The sequence below is a fragment of the Peptoniphilus sp. HMSC075B08 genome (genome assembly GCF_001815405.1).
Taxonomy (GTDB): domain Bacteria; phylum Bacillota; class Clostridia; order Tissierellales; family Peptoniphilaceae; genus Peptoniphilus_A; species Peptoniphilus_A harei.
On sequence record NZ_KV820452.1, the window covers coordinates 7,611 to 29,072 of the forward strand.

A 21,462-nucleotide genomic window follows, 5' to 3' on the forward strand; every position below is an offset into this window, starting at 1 on the left:
TTAGAGGATAAGGAAGAAAAGCAAGAAGAAATAAAAGAAGAGCCCAAAAAAGTTTCACTCTTCCAAAGACTAAAGGAAGGTTTGGATAAGACTAGAAAAGAAGTTGGAATAAAAATTAACACAGTCCTAGGAGCCTACGTCAAGATTGATGACGAAATGCTTGAAGACCTGGAAGACATTTTAATATCAGCAGATATTGGAATGGAAACGACAATGAAGTTAATTGACAACTTGCGTGAAACAATTATAAGAGAAAAAATAAATGATCCACAAGAAGTTAAACCACTTCTAATGGCAGAAGCAAAGAAATTAATGAACCCAGACTTAAACACTCCAATTAATACAGAACCACCTGTAATCATCTTGGTAGTTGGGGTAAATGGTGTTGGAAAGACAACAACTATTGGTAAACTTTCTTCAAGATTTAAAAGAGATGGCAAGTCAGTTCTTGTTTGTGCAGCTGATACTTTTAGGGCAGCAGCCATTGACCAATTAAAGGAATGGGGAAATAGGGCTCACGTAGATATAATCAGCCACGCTGAAGGGTCTGATCCTGCAGCAGTTGTCTTTGACGCAATAGAAGCTGCTAAGGCAAGAAAGACTGACGTCTTAATAGTTGACACAGCGGGAAGACTTCACAACAAGTCTAATCTAATGAAGGAACTTGAAAAAATTAACAGAATTATCACTAATAAGTATCCAGAAGCAAACCGTGAAAATCTATTAGTTCTTGATTCAACAACAGGTCAAAATGCAATTAACCAAGCTAAGACCTTTAGAGAAGCAACTGACATAACAGGCATTGCACTTACAAAGCTTGACGGAACTGCAAAGGGTGGAGTTGTTGTTGCCCTTCAATCAGAACTAGGAATTCCTATTAAACTTATTGGAGTTGGAGAAGGCATTGATGACCTTCAAGACTTTAACATTGATAGCTTCTTAGAAACAATTTTTGGATAAAATTAATAAAGATATTAAGTAGGTCACAGAGCCTACTTTTTTTATTGATCAATTTTAAAAGATGTTCTTAAAAAATTATAAGAAGACATATTGTGAAAAATTTTTATTAGCTCGCAAGAGAAATTGAAAAAGAAAATTGCATTAGCTTATAAAAACTTATTGAATTATAAAAACTTATTAAGCTATAAAGACCTATTAAGTTATAAAAACTTATTAAACGAAAAATTATTATGAGTTCATAAAAATTTATAAAGTAAGAAATTTTTATAACATTATATAAATTTGCTATTTATCAAAAATTTTATGAGTTATTAAACTTTTTAAATTCAAAGTTACTCATGAGAGAAAAATGTTAAAACATCCTAAAAAAATTTAAAAATTTTCAAAATTCTTGTTGACATTAAGTGGGCTATTAGTTAGAATTAAATAGGTCAAGTAAAGAGGTTGACCTCTCAGAAAAATGGTGATAAAATGAATGAGAAATTTTTCAGGATGAACAGCTTACTTGATTTCTACGGAAAGCTTCTTACTGAAAAGCAGATGAAGGCTGCACTAATGTATTATGTTTATGATTGCACAATCAATGAGATTTCATCTGAGCTTAATATATCTAAGCAAGCAGTTTTCGATAACTTAAAAAGAGCTGAAAACAACTTAGAAGAGTTTGAAGAAAAGCTTGAGTTAATAAAAAACACAAAAAAAGAAGAAGCTAATAAAGAAGAAAAAAAAGAAAAAATAGAAAGTATTTTAGAAAGTATAGAAAAAGAATCTTTAAGTCAAAATAATAATTTGAAGATTAAAGAACTTAGACAAATACTTTTTGACTAGGAGGTGGATCTTTGGTATTCGAAAGTTTATCCGATAAATTGCAAAATACCCTGCAAAACTTAAGGGGCAAGGGTAAATTATCTGAAAAAGATATTGACGCTGCAATGCGTGAGGTAAAACTTGCACTTCTTGAAGCTGACGTAAACTTCAGAGTTGTAAAAGACTTTGTCAAGACAGTAAAAGAAAGAGCTTTGGGGAAAGAAGTTTTAGAATCCCTAACTCCCGGCCAGCAAGTAATAAAAATTGTTAATGAAGAACTCACAAACTTAATGGGAACCAGCGAGGTCAAGATTGACTTCTCAAAAAAACCAACGGTTATAATGATGTGTGGTCTTCAAGGTGCAGGTAAAACTACTACAAGTGGTAAGCTTGCCAATAAATTGAAAAAAGATGGAAAGAGACCTCTTCTAGTTGCTTGTGACGTTTACAGACCAGCAGCTATAAAACAACTTCAAGTTGTAGGTGAATCTGTTGACACTCCAGTATTTACTATGGGTGACAAAATTTCCCCGGTAGATATTTCTAAGGCAGCTCTTGAGCATGCTAAGAAAAATGGCAATGATGTTGTTATCATTGATACGGCTGGTAGACTTCACATAGATGAAACTCTTATGAAGGAGCTTCAAGATATTCATGATGCACTAGAACCATCAGAAGTTCTTCTTGTCCTAGATGCAATGACAGGGCAAGATGCAGTAAATGTAGCAGATACTTTTGATGATATGTTAAAGTTAACAGGTGTTATCTTAACTAAACTTGATGGTGACGCAAGAGGTGGTGCTGCCCTATCAATTAGGTCAGTTACAGATGTTCCAATAAAATTCATTGCCAGCGGTGAAAAAATGGACAATATTGAAGTCTTTCATCCAGACAGGATGGCTTCAAGGATACTTGGCATGGGGGATGTGCTCTCCTTAATTGAAAAAGCACAGACAGCTGTTGATGATAAAAAGGCAAAGGAACTTGAAGAAAAGCTTAGGAAGTCAACTTTCACTTTTGAAGATTTCCTAGATCAGATGCAACAAATGAAAAACATGGGGCCACTTGAAGATATTATAGGAATGATTCCTGGTATGAACAGCAAGGCTCTAAAGGGAATTAACTTACCTGAAAATGAATTTGCAAAAGTAGAGGCTATGATTCTTTCCATGACTAAGAAGGAAAGACAAAAGCCAGAAATTATAGATTCTTCCAGAAGGAAGAGAATTGCAAAGGGTTCTGGAACTAGTCCAGCCGATGTAAATAAACTTATTAAACAGTTTAAGGACATGAGAAAGATGATGAAGCAATTTGGAAACATGTCCAAGACAATGGGAAAAAGAAAATTTAAACTTCCTTTTTCCTTTTAAGCTAGCTTATATATTTTAATATATAAATTTTATTGTGGAGGTGAATAATTTGGCAGTTAAAATTAGACTTAGAAGAATGGGTGCTAAGAAAACACCCTTTTATAGAATAGTTGTAGCAGACTCTAGAAGCCCTAGAGATGGAAAATTCATCGAGGAGATTGGTTATTACAACCCACTTACAACTCCTAAAAAAGTTGTTGTAGATGCAGAAAAAGCTAACAATTGGATTAAGAATGGTGCAAAACCTACTGATACAGTTGACAGACTTTTCAGAGAAAACTCAGTGTATGGTGCTGGTGCAAACTCAAATAATACAGCAGAAGCAAGTGAATCAGAAGCTACTGAATAACAGTATGTTTGGAGGACCAAAATGGTTGAATTAATTGAATATATTGCTAAATCTTTAGTTGACGATCCTTCTTCAGTTGATGTGGCAATGACTAAGAATGATAATTCAATTGATATTACTCTTAAAGTTGCATCAAATGATATGGGAAAAGTTATTGGCAAACAAGGCAGAATTGCTAAGGCAATAAGAGCGATTTTAAAAGCTGTTTCACTAAAAGAAGATGTAAAGGTTAATTTGGAAATTGAAGAATATTAAAGATTCAATTACTTGCATTGGTAAAATTATTAATACTCACGGTATTAAGGGTGAACTTAAAGTTAATCCATATACCTTTGACAAAAATAGGTTTTCTAAACTTAAAAGCGTATTTATAGGCGAAGATTTAAAGGAATTTTTTATAAAAAAAGTTCGAGTAAATGATTTTGTCTACCTAAGCTTTGAGGGATATGAAAATATAAATGATGTCCTTAATTTAAAGGGTCTAAACATTTATATTAAGGATGAAGACAGGTTAGAGCTTGAAGAAGACCAATATTATGTTTCTGATTTAATTGGAAAAGAAGTTTATGACACTGATGGAAATTACATTGGAGTCTTAAAGGAAATATTGGAATACCCAGCTAATGATATTTTTGTCATAGAAGGCAAGGATAAGGAGACTTACCAAGTGCCAGGAGTTAAAGAATTTATTAAAAAAATAGATTCAACAATAACTATTAAGTTAATAGAAGGAATGATTTTGTGAAAATTAGTGTTTTAACATTATTTCCCGATTTCATAAATAATATTAGAGATTTTTCTATTGTTGGAAGATCTATTGGCCAAGGAAAGTTAGAATTAGAGACTGTAGATATTAGAGATTTTGCCATCAACAAATATTTACAAGTTGATGATTATCCCTATGGCGGTGGACCTGGTATGCTAATGCAAATTAAACCAATAGTAGAGGCAATAGAATCTGTAAAGACAGAAAATTCTAAGGTTTACTATATGTCCCCACAGGGCAAGGTGCTCACACAGGATAAGCTAAAAGAATTAAAAGGAGAAGAACATATAATTCTTCTAAATGGACACTACGAAGGTATTGACAACAGAGTCATTGAAAATTATGTAGATGAAGAAATTTCCATTGGTGATTATGTTTTAACTGGTGGAGAACTGGCATCTATGGTTGTTATAGATGGCGTGTCGAGACTACTTGATGGTGTACTTGCAAGTGAAGAGTCTTTTGAAGACGAATCACACTACAACGGACTTTTAGAACATCCTCAGTACACTAGACCAAGAGAATTTAGAGGACTTGAAGTTCCAGATATTCTTCTAAGTGGAGACCATGAAAAAATTAGAAAATATAGGCTTAGAGAGTCTGTAAAAAACACTTTACAGAAGAGGCCAGACTTATTAAAAGAAAAAACTTTAAATGATGAAGAAAAAGATATATTGAAAGATTTACTGGAAGGAGGTAAAGACAATGGATTATATTAAAGCTATTGAAGATGAACAAATAAATGAAAATTTACCTAAATTTAACGTTGGGGATACAGTTAGCGTTCACTACAGAATTATCGAAGGCGAAAGACAAAGAATCCAAGTATTTGATGGTACTGTATTAAAGATTCAAGGAAAAGGCGCTAGAAAGACTTTCACAGTAAGAAGAATTTCTTATGGTATTGGAGTTGAAAGAACATTCCTACTTAACTCACCAAGAATTGCTGATCTTGTAGTTACAAGAAAGGGTAGAGTTAGACGTGCTAAACTTTACTATCTTAGAGATAGACAAGGTAAGGCTGCAAAAGTTAGAGAAAAGACAAATTACTGAGAATGGGACTTTATGTCCTATTTTTAGTATTCTTTTATTTTGAGCAAATAATTTAATAAAGGGTGATAATATGAAAAAACTTTTTATGGGACTATTTTTAATAGTGGTTCTAGCAGCTGGTGCATTTTTATTTGTTGAAAATAGAGGAACTAGCAAAATCTCAACTAAGTACGATAAATTTAACTTTTTGACAGAAGACAAGGATATAGATAAGGAAGACTTTTCTATAGAAGATGGAATGATTTATCTTTCCCTAGACTACATAAAGGAATATCTTGACAAAGATATCCAGTATGACAAGTCAAGTGGTGAAGTTAGAATCAACAACGACCATGCAAACAAAGTGCTTAAGTTAAATGAATATGAGGCAAAATTTAACAGCGGTACAATTGATTTAAGGGCTCCTGTTATAGAAAAAGATGGGAAAATCATGCTTCCAATAGAAGCTTTTATCTATGACTATGATGTAAGGCTAAGATATGACAAGGATATTAGACTACTCTTACTTGATTACAGAGATAAGGATTACGACTTAAGCAAGACTACTTCAGAAACTCTTTTAAGAGAAGGTGCTTCCAAGAGAAGCCCTATTATAAAGAAACTTCCTCAGGGAGAAGAGCTTTATGTTTATGGAGATAAGGGAAAGTACTACAAGGTTAGGATGACAGAAGGTTATGCAGGATATGTTTTGAAGAAAGATTTAGATGAAAACTTTGAAAAAGTTTCTTTTAAGTCTACTTCTAAAAATACATCAGATGGTCTTATTAATTTAACTTGGGATTACACTTACGCAGAACATTCTGAAGACAAGATTAATCAAATTAAGGATATCAAAGGACTTGATGTTATAATTCCAACTTGGTTCTCCATAAGAAATGGCAATGGAGATATGATTGACAGAGGGAATCAAAATTATATTAAAAAATATAATGATCTTGGAATAGATGTCTGGGCATATTTAGATAACTCCTTTGATCCAGAAATTACTCACGAAGCTCTATCAAATGAAAAAACTCGTAAAAAAATTATAAATAAAACTCTTGAACTATGTAAAAAGTATGGAATGAAGGGAATAAACATCGACTTTGAACATACAAAGATAGATGACAGAGATTATATAACTGACTTTGTAAGAGAATTTAGACAAGCTGCAGGTGAAGACTTTATAATAACTGTTGATGTTACACCACAAATATCAGCTGATGTTACAAAGGAACCTTACGATAGAAAGGCCCTTGCTGAAATTGCTGATTATATGGTTGTAATGGCTTATGACCAACACTGGGGTTCATCAGATAAGGCTGGATCAGTTGCTCAATACAAGTGGGTAGAAGGATCTATCAATGTCCTATTTAGAAACATTCCTAATAAAAAAATGATTCTTGGAGTTCCACTTTACACAAGAATTTGGAAAGAAGATGGTGGAAAGGTAACTTCAAAGACAATTTCCATGGATGAAGTTGCAAGAATTATTGCATCCAAGGGACTAAAACCAGTATGGGATAAGGAATCTCAACAAAATTATATTGAGTATCAAGAAAATGGTGCGGACTACAAGATTTGGATTGAAGATGCAAATTCTCTAGAGAAAAAAGTTTCTCTTGTCAATAAATATAACTTAGCAGGTGTTGGAAGCTGGAGACTTGGTTTTGAAACTTCTAACATTTGGGATGTAATCTCAAAAGAACTTGATAAAACAAACTAAAAATTGACAATTGTGCCATTTAAGTATAGAATTATCTTGTAAACATTGATAACAAATTTTAATTAGGAAGTGTTTAAAAATTTTACCAGATACACACAAAATCGTGGCAAAAATCGTCCACGACAGAATAAAAGATAAATACAATGTTAATTTAAATTTAGAAAAAATGCTTTGGGGATCAGTTGCCCCTGATGTTCTTCCTTATTACAAGTTGAAGAGACATTATTTCGATGAATCGGGAGATTATATTGCAAAAGAAATTACTAAATTAATTTTCTTTTCTAGATTTTCTTATTCAGAAGGAAATGAAAGCAATTTATTAATTAATTATGTGAGCAAGAGGCTTGGCATAATAAGTCACTATCTCTGTGACTTTGTTTGCTATCCTCACGCTTATAGGATGACTTTTGTAGAAAACTTGAGAAAACATGTTAAGTACGAACAAGACTTAGCTCTTTATGCAAGAGAAAATAAATATTTAGAAGAAAACTTTTCTAGTGTTATTAGTGTTTCTGACATTAATTTCTTAGAAGATTCTGAACTAAAGCTTGAAGAAAGAGTTAAAAAGTATTTAATAGATGTAATAGACCAATACAAGGAGTCAGATCATTCTTTTGACAATGATTTAAACTTTGCCTTGAATTTATGTACAAACATTTCTACTTTAGTTATTGAATCAAGTCTCCAATTCCAGGGAGATTACGACATACAATTTATTTAAAAGAAATTCTTTCACTCTTAGTGGGTGAAAGTTTTTTATAGTTAGGGAGGAAAAAATGAGGAACAACTCTAGTGCTACAAAACTAGATCTAAGAGAGACACAAATTGCGATTAAATCAGTTAAAGATTATTTTCAAAGAGACTTGGCAAATACCTTAAACCTACAAAGAGTTTCTGCGCCTTTATTTGTTAGACCTGAAACTGGTCTTAATGACAACCTAAATGGAGAAAAAGCAGTAGATTTTCACCTAAGACAATATGGAATTAATGTTGAAATTGTTCAATCACTAGCTAAGTGGAAGAGAAATGCACTTAAGGACTACAACTTCAACATGTATGAAGGTATCTATGCAGACATGAACGCCATTAGGGCTGAAGAAGAGTTAGATGAAATTCACTCATCTTATGTTGACCAATGGGACTGGGAAAAAATTATTGACAAGTCAGATAGGAATAAGGAATATCTCTTTTTAATTGTTAAAGAAATTTACTCTGTATTTAAAAGAACTGAAGAATACATCAATCAAACCTACCCTTACATTCTTTCAAAAAAACTACCTGAAGAAATTTTCTTTATAACTTCTCAAGAGTTAGAAGATAAGTATCCAGGAAAAACATCTAAAGAAAGAGAAAAATTAATTTGTAAGGAAAAGGGAGCAGTTTTCATCATGGGCATAGGCCATAATTTAACTTCTGGTGAGCCCCATGATCATAGATCTCCTGACTATGATGATTGGGACCTAAATGGAGATATCTTGTTCTGGGATGAGGTTCTAGGAAATTCTCTTGAAGTATCAAGCATGGGTATTCGTGTCGATGAAGAATCACTTAAGAGTCAATGTGAACTTGCCAATACAACAGATAGATTTAAACTTCCTTATCACCAAGACGTTTTAAACGCAGAATTACCTTACACTGTTGGTGGTGGTATTGGACAATCAAGAATTTGTATGTTTTTCTTAGAGAAACAACACATTGGTGAAGTTCAAGTAGGAGTTTGGGATGAAAACAGTTTGAACTTCTGCAAGGAAAATAAAATAAAATTATTATAATTACATTACATTTACAAATTGGATTTCAATCCTCCGTGACTTATAGTATAATTAATTTATATGAACTAACGGAGGATTTTTTTATGGAATTGGCAGAAAAACTGAATCAACAATCTTATAAAAGACTTGCCTTTAAAGATATAAAAAAATACTTAATTGCAAATTTCTTATACAAGGGCGACTTGGATAGTATTAACATTTTACTTAATATTTACAATGTTTACGAATCTATAGAAAACATATATCCAAGATATGTCACTCTTGATAATTTAAGAAAGGATATTGTAAGAATATATAGGCAAAAAGAGGGAATAGAACTTATAGCTAGGAATCTCTCCAACCTTATCCATGATGATATAAATAGGTTGGAGCTTTACTTGTACTTAGAAGGCTATAGGCTTGGTTTTAACTCGAAAAAACACATAAATATGCTTGAGATAATAACTCTAAGATACCTTACAATAGATGAGCTTTACAATAGGAAGAAGCTTTTTCAATATGAGTTCAAAAATGAAGAAGTTTTGGCTTTTAAGAAGTTAGTTTTTAAAGAAATAAGAAAAGATAGACAAATTAGAATTTTCATAAAAAACACTCTTACTGATGTTAGAAAAAAGCTTTTAAACAGTAAGATTGCAAGTATAAACGATCATCTTGACATGCAGCTTATCTTTAGAAGCCAAGATGATGACGTTGAAATAAAAGAAGTTGACTCCTACTTAACTGATTCTGAAATTGAAAATTTAAATAATAAAATTTCTAAGTTTCTATACATAGATTGCTTTAGAGTTTTTAGAAATGCCTTTTGGGATGGAGTTAATGATAGAGTTTTAAAGAGATATAAGTAAGGATAGTTTTATACTATCCTTTTTAAAGTGGTGATAAATTGGTAATTTTGGGGATAGACCCTGGTATAGCCATAGTTGGCTATGGTTTCTTAGAGCTTAAGGGAAATTCATATAGGGTTTTAGACTACGGTGCTATAACAACTGAAGCAAAAACTCCTCTTCCTGATAGGTTGAATATTATCTATGAAGAACTAAATGATTTAATAGAAAAGTATAAGCCAGAAGATATTGCCTTTGAGGAGCTTTTTTTCAACAAGAATGTAAAAACTGCCATAACAGTTGCCCAAGCTCGTGGGATTGAAGTGCTTGCTGCTAAAGAGTCTGGGGCAGGAATTTATGAGTACACGCCCCTCCAAGTAAAACAAGCTATAGTTGGATATGGAAGAGCTACAAAAAATCAGGTTCAAGAGATGGTAAAAATTATCTTGAACTTAGAAAAAGTTCCAAAACCTGATGATGTTGCAGATGCTTTGGCAGTTGCAATAACTCATGGCAGTTCAATTAAGTTTAAGGAAAGTTTTAGGATGATATAATGATAGATTTTTTAAAGGGAAAGGTACACTCAACTGACAGGGGTTACTTAGTTCTTGAATCCAATGGAATAGGCTATATTGTAAATATGGTATCAAGAGAACTTCATACTTTTTATGAAAATGAAGAAGTATTTATAAATATTAGGTTAGTTTTAAGAGAAGATGCTGCAATTTTATATGGTTTCAGAGAGGTTGAAACTAGAGATGCCTTTGATTTATTGACAGGCGTAACAGGGATTGGCCCTAAACTTGCCATGGGAATACTTGATGGTGACGATGTATTTAATATTGCAAAATATATTATATCCAAAGATGAGAAGTCCCTTACTAAGTTACCGGGAATAGGCAAGAAAACTGCTCAAAGAATAATCCTCGAATTAAAGGATAAGGTTGAAAAATTAGATTTAGATTTTGCATCAATGACTGATAATGTTGAAACTATTGAAGAAAAGGATGATCCAGCAGTTGAGGCTCTTATTTCCTTAGGTTATAATGTATATGACGCTAAAAAAGCACTAGATAAGGTTGACTCTTCTCTTGATATTTCCGAGAGAATAAGAGAAGCCTTAAAATTAATGGGTTGATACAATGGAAAAAAATAGATTAGTGGAGCCAGAACTTATTGATGGCGATGCTAGGGAGGTAAGCCTTAGACCTAAGTGGCTTGATGAGTATATTGGCCAAGACAAGGTAGTTGAAAATTTAAAGATTTTTATTGAAGCTGCAAAGAATAGGTCAGAACCTCTGGATCACACTCTTTTAAGTGGACCACCAGGGCTTGGCAAAACCACACTGGCTGGTATTATTGCAAATGAGATGGGTGTTAATCTAAAAGTGACATCAGGACCAGCCATAGAGAAGCAGGGTGACCTAGCAAGTATTCTAACAAACTTAAATAATGACGATGTACTTTTTATAGATGAAATTCATAGATTAAATAAATCTGTAGAAGAAATTTTATACCCTGCTATGGAGGACCATGCCTTAGACATAATAATTGGTAAAGGTCCATCTGCAAGGTCTATTAGACTTGATCTAGCGCCTTTTACTCTCATAGGGGCAACTACAAGAGCAGGCATGCTAACATCACCTCTTAGGGATAGATTTGGTGTAATGTTAAAATTAGACCTATACGACACAAAATCTCTTGTTGAGATAATTATGAGATCTGCAAAGATTTTAAATGTTCCAATTGAAGAGGAAGGTGCTCTTGAGATTGCAAGAAGGTCTAGAGGAACACCGAGAATTGCCAATAGGTTATTAAAAAGAGTTAGAGACTATGCTGAGGTAAAAGAAGGAGGAGTTATAACAACTAAGGTTGCTATAAAGGGCCTAAATCTTCTTGAAATCGATAAGTTTGGACTAGATAATATTGACAGAAGAATTATACTTACAATGATTGAGAAGTTCAATGGAAGACCAGTGGGTATTGATGCTATTTCAGCAGCCATTGGTGAAGATAAGGGAACAGTAGAAGATGTTTATGAGCCTTATTTAATGCAAATAGGCTTTATTATTAGAACGCCTAGAGGAAGAGTGGCTACAAAAAGAGCCTATGACCATTTTGGATTGGAGTATAAGGATGAATAATAAAATGAAAAAAATATTATTGTTAGCTATATTTTTGGTTTTTCTACCATTAAATATATTTGCTAAGGAAGATTATGACAAGATAGATATTAAGGTTGGAAAATCTCTTTCAGCCGGTGAAAGTTTAAAAGTAAAGTCCAAATCAAATTTAAAAGTTGTTACTTCCGATGAACAAGTTATTAATAATACAAATAACAAGGAAATAAACATTAAATTCGACGGAAAAAATATTAATCTAAATGGAAAAAATTTCAAGTTAAATAATTTTCCTCAAAATGGAGCTTTTTTAATTTCTTCTGATTCTCCAATTTATGTAGATAAAATCAAAAGAAACTATGGAGGAGCAATTTCCTTTAGAGTAAATAATAAAAAGCTAGACATAGTGAACAGAGTTGAGATGGATGAGTATTTAAAAGGAGTTCTTCCAAAAGAAATGAGTCCAAGCTTCCCAATGGAATCATTAAAGGCTCAAGCTCTTTGTTCAAGATCTTTTGCCATAAATAACTACAATAAGTTTATTAAAAATGGTTATAATCTTGACGATACTACAAGGTCTCAAGTTTATTATGGAAAAGATGTTGAAGAAAAAACAACAAATAAGGCTGTAGAAGAAACCATTGGTCAAGTTATTAAGTACGATGGAAAAGTTGCGGAGACTATCTTCTGTGCTTCTTCTGGTGGATATACAGTTGCATCATCTGAAGCTTGGGGCGGAAATAGTGTTCCATACCTAATTTCAAAGGAAGATCCCTATTCAGTTCATCCATGGAAGTATGAACTAAAGAATAGCGACTTAAAGAAATTGAATTTAACTGACGTATTTAGCGTTAGTCTTGACTATAATAATTCAAATAGAGTAAATAATTTAACTTTCTCTACATCTAAGGGAGATGTAAAGATAAAAGCCACTGATTTTAGAAAAAAAATTGGCAACACAATTATTAAGTCCACTTTATTTGATGTAAATGTAATTGGAAACAAAGTATTTGTTAGTGGCAAGGGTTACGGTCATGGTGTTGGCATGAGTCAATACGGTGCTGTTGAAATGGCCAAAAAAGGAAGTAATTATAAGGATATTATTGAATTTTATTTCCCAGGAACAAATATTGAAAAAATAAAATAATAGAAAGGCAAAAATGAAAACAAAAGATTTTTATTACGACTTACCCAAGGAATTAATAGCACAACATCCTGAAGAAAAAAGAGACCATTCCAGACTTCTTGTTTTAGACAAAGAAAGTGGAGAAATGGAACACAAGCACTTTTATGACATCATTGACTATCTTAATGAGGGTGATTTGTTGGTATTAAACGACACCAAGGTAATGCCTGCAAGAATTTATGGACACAGAGAAGGAAAAGAAGAAAAAATAGAATTTCTCCTTTTGAATAGAAAAGATGATGTTTGGGAATGTCTATCTAAGCCTGGAAAGAAGGCAAAGCTTGGCACAAAAATTATTTTTAGCGACAAGTTAAGTGCAGAAGTAGTAGATATTTCCGAAGATGGATCTAGGTTTTTGAAATTTGAATATGATGGAATATTTGAAGAAATCTTAGATGAACTTGGAGAAATGCCTCTACCTCCATATATAACAGAAAAGTTAGAGGATAAAAATAGGTATCAAACAGTTTATGCAAGAGAAGAAGGTTCAGCTGCAGCGCCAACTGCAGGACTTCACTTTACTAAGGATTTGCTACAAAAAATAAAAGATAAGGGTATTGAAATTTGTTACATTACTCTTCACGTAGGTTTAGGAACCTTTAGACCAGTAAAAGTAGAAAATGTTGACGAACATGAAATGCATTCAGAATTTTATGTTATGACTAAGGAAGTTGCAGATAAAATTAATGCAGCTAAAGATAGGGGGAATAGGGTTATTGCAGTTGGCACAACAAGTGTTAGAACTGTTGAATCTATTGCCGATAATAATGGACGAGTTTGTGAAAAAAGTGGATTTACAAATATATTTATTTATCCACCTTATAAGTTTAAATGCGTAGATGCCCTTATAACAAATTTTCACTTGCCAGAATCCACTCTATTAATGTTGGTTTCATCCCTATCAAGCAGAGAAATTATTTTAAAGGCATATGAAGAAGCTGTTAAAGAAAGATATAGGTTTTTCAGTTTTGGTGATGCCATGTTTATAAGGTAGGTTTTATGTTTAAATTTGAATTATTAAAAACATCCAAGGATTCAAAAGCAAGACTTGGAAAAATAACTACAAATCACGGAGAAATTGAAACTCCAATCTTCATGCCAGTGGGAACAAGGGCAACAGTTAAGACAATGACACCAGATGAGCTTAAAGATATAGGGGCACAAATAATCTTATCCAATACCTATCATTTATTTTTAAGACCAGGTACTGAAATAATAGAAAAAGCTGGCGGCCTTCACAAGTTTATGAATTGGGACAAACCAATCTTAACTGACTCTGGAGGATTTCAAGTTTTTTCTTTATCAGACAATAGAAAGATAACTGAAGAAGGTGTTCATTTTAGAAGTCACATTGACGGAAGCAAGATGTTTATATCTCCAGAAAAGTCTATTGATATACAAAATATCTTAGGCTCAGATATAATTATGGCTTTTGATGAATGTGCACCTTATCCAGCAAGTCACGAATACATTGATCATTCAATGAGAAGAACTCTTAGGTGGGCCCAGAGGTGTAAAGACCATCACAAGAATGTAGATAATCAAACTCTTTTTGGAATCATTCAGGGTGGGATGTATAAAGATTTAAGAGAAATTTCTGCAAAAGAAATGGTTGATATGGACTTTAAGGGTTATTCTATTGGTGGACTTTCTGTTGGGGAACCAATTGATTTAATGACAGAAATTCTAGATTACACAACTGACTTTATGCCAGAAAATAAACCTAGATACCTAATGGGAGTTGGAAGTCCAGACTACTTATTCGAAGCAGTTGAAAGAGGAGTGGACATGGCAGACTGTGTTCTTCCTACAAGAATTGCAAGAAATGGAACTGTACTTACTCATCAGGGAAGAATTCCAATTAAGAATGCAGTTTACAAAGAAGACTTCTCAAGACTTGATGATGAATGTGACTGCTACACTTGTAGAAACTTTTCTAAGGCTTATCTTAGACACTTATTCAATGTAGACGAGATTCTTGGTATGAGACTTGCAACAATTCACAATCTTTACTTCTTAATTGATATGATGGAAAATATTAGAGAATCAATTAGGGGAGATTACTTCCTAGAATACAAAAAAGATTTTTACAAGAAGTATGGTTATAAACAAGACTAAAAATATATTCTTGTTAAGTTATTGGATTAAATGTATAATATAATTATCAATTACTAAAAAGAAAGGGGTTAATAATGGATCAAAACGCAATGTTAAACTTTATTCCTTTAATATTGATGTTTGTTGTTTTTTATTTTTTCATAATAAGACCACAAAAGAAAAAAGCAAATGAAATAAATGAAATGCGTGAAAACTTAAAGGTTGGAGATAAAATAATAACAATCGGCGGTATTATTGGAAAAATTATCCTTGTAAAGGAAGATTACTTAGTTATCGAAACTTCATCTGACAATACAAAAATTGAAGTAATGAAGTGGGGAGTTAATGGTACTTATAAAAAGAACGCAGATCTAAAAGACGCTGAAGAAGAATAGGAGATATTATGAAACACATTAAAACACTTACACAAAAAAATCTTAAGAAAACTTACGAAAAAGGCGGATGCGGCGAATGTCAAACATCTTGTCAATCAGCTTGCAAAACTAGCTGTACAGTTGGAAACCAAAAATGTGAAAATACTGAAAACTAAGGCAAGGGAAACCTTGCTTTTATTTTGTTAGGGGTTAAGTAAAGGAGAAAAGATGGAAGAAAGAATTCATAAATTTTATTTAAATGATAGATATATTGTCCTTGACATAGCAAGTGGATCAGTCCATGTTGTAGAAAAAATTGTATACGAGATGATTGATGACTATGAAATATTATCAAAAGATGAAGTCATAGAAAAATTTTCAAAACTTTATAATGAAGAAGATGCTAAAGAAGCTTATGAAGAAATAGACTACTTAACTAAGGAAGGTTTATTATTTTCTGAAGATGAACACTTTAAACTTCCTAAATACAACCCACAAAATGTTGTAAAAGCTCTTTGTCTTCACGTTGCCCATGATTGTAACCTAAGATGTAAGTATTGCTTTGCATCCCAAGGTGACTTCAAGGGTGATAGAAGTCTTATGACTTTTGAAACTGGTAAGAAGGCATTGGACTTCTTATTACAAAATTCTGGTAACAGAATAAATCTTGAAGTTGATTTCTTTGGTGGGGAACCTCTAATGAACTTTGACCTAGTAAAAAAACTTGTTGCTTACGGTAGAGAAGAGGAAAAGAAATACAACAAACACTTCAGATTTACAATAACGACTAATGGCATCCTACTTGATGATGAAATCCAAGATTTTATTAATGAGAATATGGACAATGTTGTCTTATCAATTGATGGTAGAAAAGAAATCAATGATGAGATGCGTCCTACTACAAATGGCAAGGGATCTTACGATATAATTGTTCCTAAGTTTAAAGAACTTATTGATAAAAGAGGAGACAAGGACTACTTTATCAGGGGAACTTTTACAAATGAAAACTTAGACTTTTCTGAAGACTTAAAAGATTTTTATTCTCACGGATTTAAAAAGACTTCTATTGAACCAGTGGTTACTGATGAGAGAGAACCTTATGCAATAAGAGAAGAACATCTTGATAAAATCTTAAGTGAGTATGAAAAGATGTCCAAGGATTATATTGAAATTAGAAAAAAAGACAAGGACTTTTCTTTCTTCCACTTTATAATTGACTTATCACAGGGACCTTGTATAGTGAAGAGAACTGTTGGATGTGGCGCAGGTTCAGAATATGTTGCCATAACTCCACAAGGAGAAATTTATCCTTGCCACCAATTTGTTGGAGAAGAAGACTTCTTGCTTGGTAATGTTGATGAAGGAATAAAAAATACAGACCTAAGAGATACATTTAAAAACTCTAACGTTTATACAAATGAAGATTGTCCAACTTGCTGGGCAAGATATTATTGCTCAGGTGGTTGTCACGCTAACGCTTACTACAGCAACAATGACTTAAGTAAACCTTACAAGGTTGGATGTGAAATGGAAAAGAAGAGAATTGAATGTGCAATATCAGTTCTTGCTAATGAAGAATAATAAAAATTTTTGAAGAACCCCAAGAGGGTTCTTTTTTGTTGACTAAAAACCTATTTGTTTTACCTTAATGATAATTTTTGATATAATTATCTGTATATATAAAGTGGTGATTAAATGGAAAGATGGTTTATAAAAAACAAAAGTGATCCCGGCATCGATTATAAAAAATTAGGCATAAACAATGTTATTTATAAAATTTTACTCAATAGGGAAATAAATACAGAAGAAGACATTAGAGAGTTTTTGGAACCAAGTCTTTCTAACTTAAATTCACCTATTTTGTTAAAGGACATGGTCAAGGCCTCAAATATAATTTTGGGTCACTTGATGAAAAAAAATAAAATTAGAATAATTGGTGACTATGATGTTGATGGTGTGACTTCAACTTATATTCTCTATGAAGGCTTAAGGACTATTGGCGGCGATGTTTCTTACGACATACCTCATAGGGTTGAAGATGGCTATGGAATTAATAATAACTTAATAGATAGGGCCCATGAAGATGGAGTTAAGTGCATTATCACTTGTGACAATGGAATTGCCGCAAGAGATGCAGTAGATTATGCGAAGTCTCTTAATATTGACATTGTAATAACAGACCATCATGAGGTTCCAAAGATTTTAAAAGATGGAAAAGAGATTGAAGTGCTTCCAGAGGCAAGTGCTGTTATAGATCCAAAACAATATGCTTGCTCCTATCCCTTTAAGGAAATTTGTGGTGGAGTTGTTGCCTTTAAACTTATAGAATATTTATTTTTAATTAAGGGAGTGGATAAGGAAGAATTTTATGAAAAGTTCTTACCCTATGCAGCTATAGCAACAGTATGTGATGTAATGCCCCTTACCAATGAAAATAGGATTATAGTCTCAGAAGGACTTAAGCTTTTGAGGACAACCAAAGACCTTGGACTCAATGCTCTTATTGAGGCAGCAGATATAAAAAAAGATGAGATAGATGTTTATCATCTTGGATTTATAATTGGACCTACAATAAATTCTAGTGGAAGGTTAGAATCTGCCAAGGAAGCCCTTGAATTATTCTTGGAAAAAGATTATTCTTTAGCCCTTGAGAAAGCAAAGGAACTTAGGGACCTAAATTATGAAAGGCAAAGACTGACTAGTGATGCCTTTGAAATTATTGATGAGAAGATTCAAAAAGACAATTTACTGAATAAACACAAGGTATTAATAGTTTATGAAGAGGGCTTAAATGAATCAATACTTGGCATTGTGGCTGGAAAGATTAAAGAAAAATACTATAGACCAAGTGTGGTTTTAAGTAATTCCAAAGATTTGATTAAGGGATCTGGCAGAAGTATTGAAGAATATAATATGTTCCAAGAATTTTCTAAATCCAAGGGATACTTAAGTAGTTTTGGAGGCCACAAGATGGCTTGTGGACTGTCTCTGCCTCTAGAAAATCTAGATGATTTTATAAGAGATGTGGATAAAAATGAAAATCTAACTAATGAGGATTTAATAAGAAAAGTTTATATTGATGGAAACTTGGAATTAAAATATATTAGCATGAAACTTGTCAATGATATAGAGTCTCTTGCTCCCTTTGGAAATGGAAACTCTGCTCCAAAGTTTGGTGCTAAAAACCTACAGATTAAGTCGCTCAATATCTTGGGGAAAAATAAAAACTTTTTAAAAATGACCTTATCTCAAGATAATATAAATTACACAGGGATATTGTTTGAAGACTCTCAAGTTTTTTTAAATAATTTAGCAAATTCCTATGGCAGGGAAGAAGTTAAGGGTCTTTTAAATGGAAGGCCATCTAATATTTTTATAGATATAGTTTTTAATCTTGATTTAAATAAGTTCAACGGCAATGTTAATATCCAACTAAAGATTAAGAGCTATCGAATCACAGGTGAGAAAAATGTTATTAATAGATGAATTAATTGAAAAAGTAAAATCCTATAATGAAAATGCAGATATAGACCTAATTATGCGTGCCTACAAAATGGCCGAAGAGAACCACAAGGGTCAAAAGAGAAATTCTGGTGAAGATTATATAATTCACCCACTAAATGTCAGCTTAATTTTAGCTGATATGAATATGGATACAGCTACTATTGTCGCTGGACTTCTTCATGATGTAGTAGAAGATACAAAAGTAACTCTTGAGGATGTAAAAAATGAATTTGGTGAAGAAATAGCCGATTTAGTTGACGGTGTTACTAAGTTAAAGAAATTAAACTACAAGAATAAAGAAGAGAAGCAAGCAGAAAACATAAGAAAAATGGTTCTTGCCATGGCAAAGGACATAAGAGTTATTATCGTTAAACTTGCCGACAGACTTCACAACATGAGAACCCTTGAGTACATGACAGATGCTAAAAAGATTGAGAAGGCAACTGAAACTGTGGAAATCTATGCTCCTATAGCAGATAGGCTTGGTATGAGTAGGATTAAGTGGGAACTTGAAGATCTTTCACTTAGGTATCTTGATGAAGAAGGTTACTATGAATTAGTAGATATGGTCAACAAGAGAAGAAACGAAAGAGAAGACTTAATCAACCATATTATAAAACTACTTGAAGACAATTTAAAAAATGTGGGAATAGAATGTGAAATAAAGGGAAGACCTAAGAATTTCTATTCAATATACAAAAAGATGAAGAAAAAGGGCAAAGTTTTTGATGAAATCTATGACCTTTCTGCAGTTAGAATCTTAACTCATTCAGTAAAAGACTGTTATGGTGCCCTAGGTGTTGTTCATACACTTTTTAAACCAATACCAGGTAGGTTTAAGGACTATATTGCCATGCCTAAACCTAACAAGTACCAATCTCTTCATACAACTGTTATTGATAACAATGGAGAAACTTTTGAGGTTCAAATTAGGACTTATGAAATGCACCAAACTGCTGAATATGGTATTGCTGCTCACTGGAAATACAAGGCAGGAGTATCTAAGGAAACAGCTTTTGATGAAAATTTAACTTGGCTAAGACAACTATTAGAATGGCAAAAAGACTTAAATGATCCAGGAGACTTCATGGATACCCTAAAGATTGACTTTTTTGCCGATGAAGTCTTTGTATTTACCCCAAGGGGAGACGTAATAAATCTTCCAGAAGGTTCAACTCCAATTGACTTTGCCTACAGGATTCACTCTCAAGTAGGTAACACTTGCGTAGGTGCAAAGGTTAACGGAAGGATAGTCCCTCTCAATTATACCCTACAAAGTGGTAATATAGTTGACGTTATTACAAATCCAAACACAAGCCCATCTCTTGATTGGTTAAAAATAGTTAAGAGTCCTCAAGCACGTAAAAAAATCCAACAATATTTTAAAGTTAAAGACAAGGAAAAGAATATTGAAAGAGGACGAGAGGCAATTGAGAGAGAAGTAAAGAAACTTGGCTACGAAACTCACAAGATTTTACGTGACGATTGGCTAGAAGAAGTTAAAGAAAAGTTAAATATGCTTAGTCTTGACGAGATGTATGCAGCTGTTGGTTTTGGAACTATAACTACTGCACAAGTTACTGCTAAGCTACAAGACATTTATAACAAGCATTATAAAAAAGATGATAAAGCCATAGAAGAAATTGTTGAATCTAAAAAAAGATACAACAATCAAGGTATAGAAGTCAAGGGCGTTGACGGTGTAAATGTTAGGATTGCAAAATGTTGCACACCTGTTCCAGGAGACGAAATTGTTGGATATATAACTATAGGAAGAGGGATTTCTGTTCACAGAAAGGACTGCAAAAATCTACAAAACAATGTAGATCCAGAAAGACTTGTAGAAGTTAAATGGGAAAATTCTAATTCTACCAGCTATAGTGCATCTATTGAAATTAGGGCCTTTGATAAACCAAATGTTATTCCTGACATTGCAAGTAGGGTCAATGATTCAAGGCTTAGTATGTCCTATTTAAATGCTAAGGTTGTAAAAAATGGAGACGCTGTAATTGATATAACAGTTGAAATAACAGACAGTGAAGAATTAGAAAGACTAATGGAAAAACTAAAAAGGATTAACAATGTCCTTGAAGTTTATAGGATAAAGGCGTGATAAGATGCGAGGAGTAGTTCAAAGAGTAAAAAGAGCCAGTGTGTCTGTTGATGATAATATAATTTCTAAAATCGACAAGGGGATTATGCTCTTACTTGGAATTGAAGTTAACGATGACGAAAAAGATTTAGAATATATTGTAAAAAAAGTTAGCAAACTTAGAATCTTTGATGATGAAGAAGGAGTAATGAATAAGTCTCTTCTTGATTATGATCTTGAAATTTTAGTGGTGAGTCAATTCACCCTTTATGGAGATGCAAGAAAGGGCAACAGACCATCATATATTAGGTCAGCTAAATTCGCTGAGGGAATAATCCTTTATGAGAAATTTATAGAAGAAATGAAGAATTTAGGAATTAAAGTTTCTGTTGGAGAATACGGTGCTGATATGGATGTTGAACTTATAAATGACGGACCAGTTACTATTTTATTAGATTCAAGTAAGGAATTTTAGGTGAAATA

General features: G+C 32.8%; 24 protein-coding genes. All 24 read left to right on the forward strand.

Going from position 1 to position 21,462, the window contains the following annotated elements; translation table 11 throughout:
* A partial coding sequence (gene ftsY / locus HMPREF3023_RS09650; RefSeq protein ID WP_246829187.1) for a signal recognition particle-docking protein FtsY occupies positions 1-960 on the forward strand: 960 nt, incomplete at its 5' end.
* A 471-nt stretch (positions 961-1,431) separates the two neighbouring features.
* Entirely contained in the window at positions 1,432-1,788 is a 357-nt protein-coding gene (ylxM, locus tag HMPREF3023_RS05680) for a YlxM family DNA-binding protein (RefSeq protein WP_070701591.1), read from the forward strand.
* A gap of 11 nt (positions 1,789-1,799) precedes the next feature.
* Entirely contained in the window at positions 1,800-3,137 is a 1,338-nt protein-coding gene (ffh, locus tag HMPREF3023_RS05685) for a signal recognition particle protein (RefSeq protein ID WP_070701593.1), read from the forward strand.
* Positions 3,138-3,186: 49 nt separating this feature from the next.
* Entirely contained in the window at positions 3,187-3,486 is a 300-nt protein-coding gene (gene rpsP / locus HMPREF3023_RS05690; protein WP_070701595.1) for a 30S ribosomal protein S16, read from the forward strand.
* Between the two features lie 21 nt (positions 3,487-3,507).
* Entirely contained in the window at positions 3,508-3,741 is a 234-nt protein-coding gene (locus HMPREF3023_RS05695) for a KH domain-containing protein (RefSeq protein WP_005956767.1), read from the forward strand.
* Positions 3,728-4,231 carry a ribosome maturation factor RimM gene (rimM, locus tag HMPREF3023_RS05700; RefSeq protein WP_070701597.1) on the forward strand — a complete coding sequence of 168 codons (504 nt, stop codon included), beginning with the start codon at positions 3,728-3,730 and terminating at the stop codon, positions 4,229-4,231. Before HMPREF3023_RS05695 ends, rimM begins: the two co-directional genes overlap by 14 nt.
* On the forward strand, positions 4,228-4,971 hold the full coding sequence (trmD, locus tag HMPREF3023_RS05705; RefSeq protein WP_070701599.1) for a tRNA (guanosine(37)-N1)-methyltransferase TrmD: 744 nt from the start codon (positions 4,228-4,230) through the stop codon (positions 4,969-4,971). Before rimM ends, trmD begins: the two co-directional genes overlap by 4 nt.
* On the forward strand, positions 4,958-5,305 hold the full coding sequence (rplS, locus tag HMPREF3023_RS05710; RefSeq protein WP_070701601.1) for a 50S ribosomal protein L19: 348 nt from the start codon (positions 4,958-4,960) through the stop codon (positions 5,303-5,305). The genes trmD and rplS overlap by 14 nt, the downstream gene beginning before the upstream one ends.
* A gap of 70 nt (positions 5,306-5,375) precedes the next feature.
* Complete coding sequence (locus tag HMPREF3023_RS05715) at positions 5,376-7,010, forward strand: glycosyl hydrolase family 18 protein (protein WP_070701603.1); 1,635 nt, start codon at positions 5,376-5,378, stop codon at positions 7,008-7,010.
* Between the two features lie 103 nt (positions 7,011-7,113).
* Positions 7,114-7,731: a zinc dependent phospholipase C family protein gene (locus HMPREF3023_RS05720; RefSeq protein WP_083315530.1), complete on the forward strand. Its 618-nt coding sequence runs from the start codon at positions 7,114-7,116 to the stop codon at positions 7,729-7,731.
* Between the two features lie 55 nt (positions 7,732-7,786).
* Positions 7,787-8,782 (forward strand): aspartate--ammonia ligase, encoded by a 996-nt coding sequence (asnA, locus tag HMPREF3023_RS05725; RefSeq protein ID WP_070701607.1) that lies wholly within the window; start codon positions 7,787-7,789, stop codon positions 8,780-8,782.
* 83 nt (positions 8,783-8,865) lie between these two features.
* Positions 8,866-9,627 (forward strand): hypothetical protein, encoded by a 762-nt coding sequence (locus tag HMPREF3023_RS05730; RefSeq protein ID WP_070701609.1) that lies wholly within the window; start codon positions 8,866-8,868, stop codon positions 9,625-9,627.
* 38 nt (positions 9,628-9,665) lie between these two features.
* Positions 9,666-10,160, forward strand: a complete 495-nt coding sequence (ruvC, locus tag HMPREF3023_RS05735) for a crossover junction endodeoxyribonuclease RuvC (protein ID WP_070701611.1) — start codon at positions 9,666-9,668, stop codon at positions 10,158-10,160.
* On the forward strand, positions 10,160-10,744 hold the full coding sequence (ruvA, locus tag HMPREF3023_RS05740) for a Holliday junction branch migration protein RuvA (protein WP_070701613.1): 585 nt from the start codon (positions 10,160-10,162) through the stop codon (positions 10,742-10,744). Before ruvC ends, ruvA begins: the two co-directional genes overlap by 1 nt.
* 4 nt (positions 10,745-10,748) lie before the next feature.
* Entirely contained in the window at positions 10,749-11,750 is a 1,002-nt protein-coding gene (gene ruvB, locus HMPREF3023_RS05745) for a Holliday junction branch migration DNA helicase RuvB (protein ID WP_070701615.1), read from the forward strand.
* A gap of 4 nt (positions 11,751-11,754) precedes the next feature.
* On the forward strand, positions 11,755-12,873 hold the full coding sequence (locus tag HMPREF3023_RS05750) for a SpoIID/LytB domain-containing protein (protein WP_070701763.1): 1,119 nt from the start codon (positions 11,755-11,757) through the stop codon (positions 12,871-12,873).
* A gap of 13 nt (positions 12,874-12,886) precedes the next feature.
* On the forward strand, positions 12,887-13,906 hold the full coding sequence (gene queA / locus HMPREF3023_RS05755) for a tRNA preQ1(34) S-adenosylmethionine ribosyltransferase-isomerase QueA (RefSeq protein WP_070701617.1): 1,020 nt from the start codon (positions 12,887-12,889) through the stop codon (positions 13,904-13,906).
* Positions 13,907-13,911: 5 nt separating this feature from the next.
* Positions 13,912-15,030, forward strand: coding sequence for a tRNA guanosine(34) transglycosylase Tgt (tgt, locus tag HMPREF3023_RS05760; RefSeq protein WP_070701619.1), 1,119 nt, complete (start codon positions 13,912-13,914; stop codon positions 15,028-15,030).
* 74 nt (positions 15,031-15,104) lie between these two features.
* Positions 15,105-15,404, forward strand: a complete 300-nt coding sequence (yajC, locus tag HMPREF3023_RS05765) for a preprotein translocase subunit YajC (RefSeq protein WP_070701621.1) — start codon at positions 15,105-15,107, stop codon at positions 15,402-15,404.
* An 8-nt stretch (positions 15,405-15,412) separates the two neighbouring features.
* Positions 15,413-15,559 (forward strand): six-cysteine ranthipeptide SCIFF, encoded by a 147-nt coding sequence (gene scfA / locus HMPREF3023_RS05770; RefSeq protein ID WP_070701623.1) that lies wholly within the window; start codon positions 15,413-15,415, stop codon positions 15,557-15,559.
* Between the two features lie 52 nt (positions 15,560-15,611).
* A complete protein-coding gene (gene scfB / locus HMPREF3023_RS05775; protein WP_070701625.1) occupies positions 15,612-16,964 on the forward strand; it encodes a thioether cross-link-forming SCIFF peptide maturase in 1,353 nt (450 codons plus the stop codon).
* 114 nt (positions 16,965-17,078) lie between these two features.
* The gene (gene recJ / locus HMPREF3023_RS05780; RefSeq protein WP_070701627.1) at positions 17,079-18,869 is read left to right on the forward strand and encodes a single-stranded-DNA-specific exonuclease RecJ; all 1,791 of its coding nucleotides are present in this window, start codon (positions 17,079-17,081) and stop codon (positions 18,867-18,869) included.
* Positions 18,853-21,000, forward strand: coding sequence for a RelA/SpoT family protein (locus HMPREF3023_RS05785; protein WP_070701629.1), 2,148 nt, complete (start codon positions 18,853-18,855; stop codon positions 20,998-21,000). The genes recJ and HMPREF3023_RS05785 overlap by 17 nt, the downstream gene beginning before the upstream one ends.
* A gap of 4 nt (positions 21,001-21,004) precedes the next feature.
* Positions 21,005-21,454 carry a D-aminoacyl-tRNA deacylase gene (gene dtd, locus HMPREF3023_RS05790; protein WP_070701631.1) on the forward strand — a complete coding sequence of 150 codons (450 nt, stop codon included), beginning with the start codon at positions 21,005-21,007 and terminating at the stop codon, positions 21,452-21,454.
* Positions 21,455-21,462 lie beyond the last annotated feature (8 nt).

Excerpts from the sequence above, each read along its gene's own strand:
- ylxM (WP_070701591.1), top strand. The coding sequence starts at position 1,432 with ATGAATGAGAAATTTTTCAGGATGAACAGCTTACTTGATTTCTACGGA.
- HMPREF3023_RS05695 (WP_005956767.1), top strand. The coding sequence starts at position 3,508 with ATGGTTGAATTAATTGAATATATTGCTAAATCTTTAGTTGACGATCCT.
- rplS (WP_070701601.1), top strand. The coding sequence starts at position 4,958 with ATGGATTATATTAAAGCTATTGAAGATGAACAAATAAATGAAAATTTA.
- HMPREF3023_RS05715 (WP_070701603.1), top strand. The coding sequence starts at position 5,376 with ATGAAAAAACTTTTTATGGGACTATTTTTAATAGTGGTTCTAGCAGCT.
- asnA (WP_070701607.1), top strand. The coding sequence starts at position 7,787 with ATGAGGAACAACTCTAGTGCTACAAAACTAGATCTAAGAGAGACACAA.
- HMPREF3023_RS05730 (WP_070701609.1), top strand. The coding sequence starts at position 8,866 with ATGGAATTGGCAGAAAAACTGAATCAACAATCTTATAAAAGACTTGCC.
- ruvA (WP_070701613.1), top strand. The coding sequence starts at position 10,160 with ATGATAGATTTTTTAAAGGGAAAGGTACACTCAACTGACAGGGGTTAC.
- ruvB (WP_070701615.1), top strand. The coding sequence starts at position 10,749 with ATGGAAAAAAATAGATTAGTGGAGCCAGAACTTATTGATGGCGATGCT.
- HMPREF3023_RS05750 (WP_070701763.1), top strand. The coding sequence starts at position 11,755 with ATGAAAAAAATATTATTGTTAGCTATATTTTTGGTTTTTCTACCATTA.
- queA (WP_070701617.1), top strand. The coding sequence starts at position 12,887 with ATGAAAACAAAAGATTTTTATTACGACTTACCCAAGGAATTAATAGCA.
- tgt (WP_070701619.1), top strand. The coding sequence starts at position 13,912 with ATGTTTAAATTTGAATTATTAAAAACATCCAAGGATTCAAAAGCAAGA.
- yajC (WP_070701621.1), top strand. The coding sequence starts at position 15,105 with ATGGATCAAAACGCAATGTTAAACTTTATTCCTTTAATATTGATGTTT.
- scfA (WP_070701623.1), top strand. The coding sequence starts at position 15,413 with ATGAAACACATTAAAACACTTACACAAAAAAATCTTAAGAAAACTTAC.
- scfB (WP_070701625.1), top strand. The coding sequence starts at position 15,612 with ATGGAAGAAAGAATTCATAAATTTTATTTAAATGATAGATATATTGTC.
- recJ (WP_070701627.1), top strand. The coding sequence starts at position 17,079 with ATGGAAAGATGGTTTATAAAAAACAAAAGTGATCCCGGCATCGATTAT.
- HMPREF3023_RS05785 (WP_070701629.1), top strand. The coding sequence starts at position 18,853 with ATGTTATTAATAGATGAATTAATTGAAAAAGTAAAATCCTATAATGAA.
- dtd (WP_070701631.1), top strand. The coding sequence starts at position 21,005 with ATGCGAGGAGTAGTTCAAAGAGTAAAAAGAGCCAGTGTGTCTGTTGAT.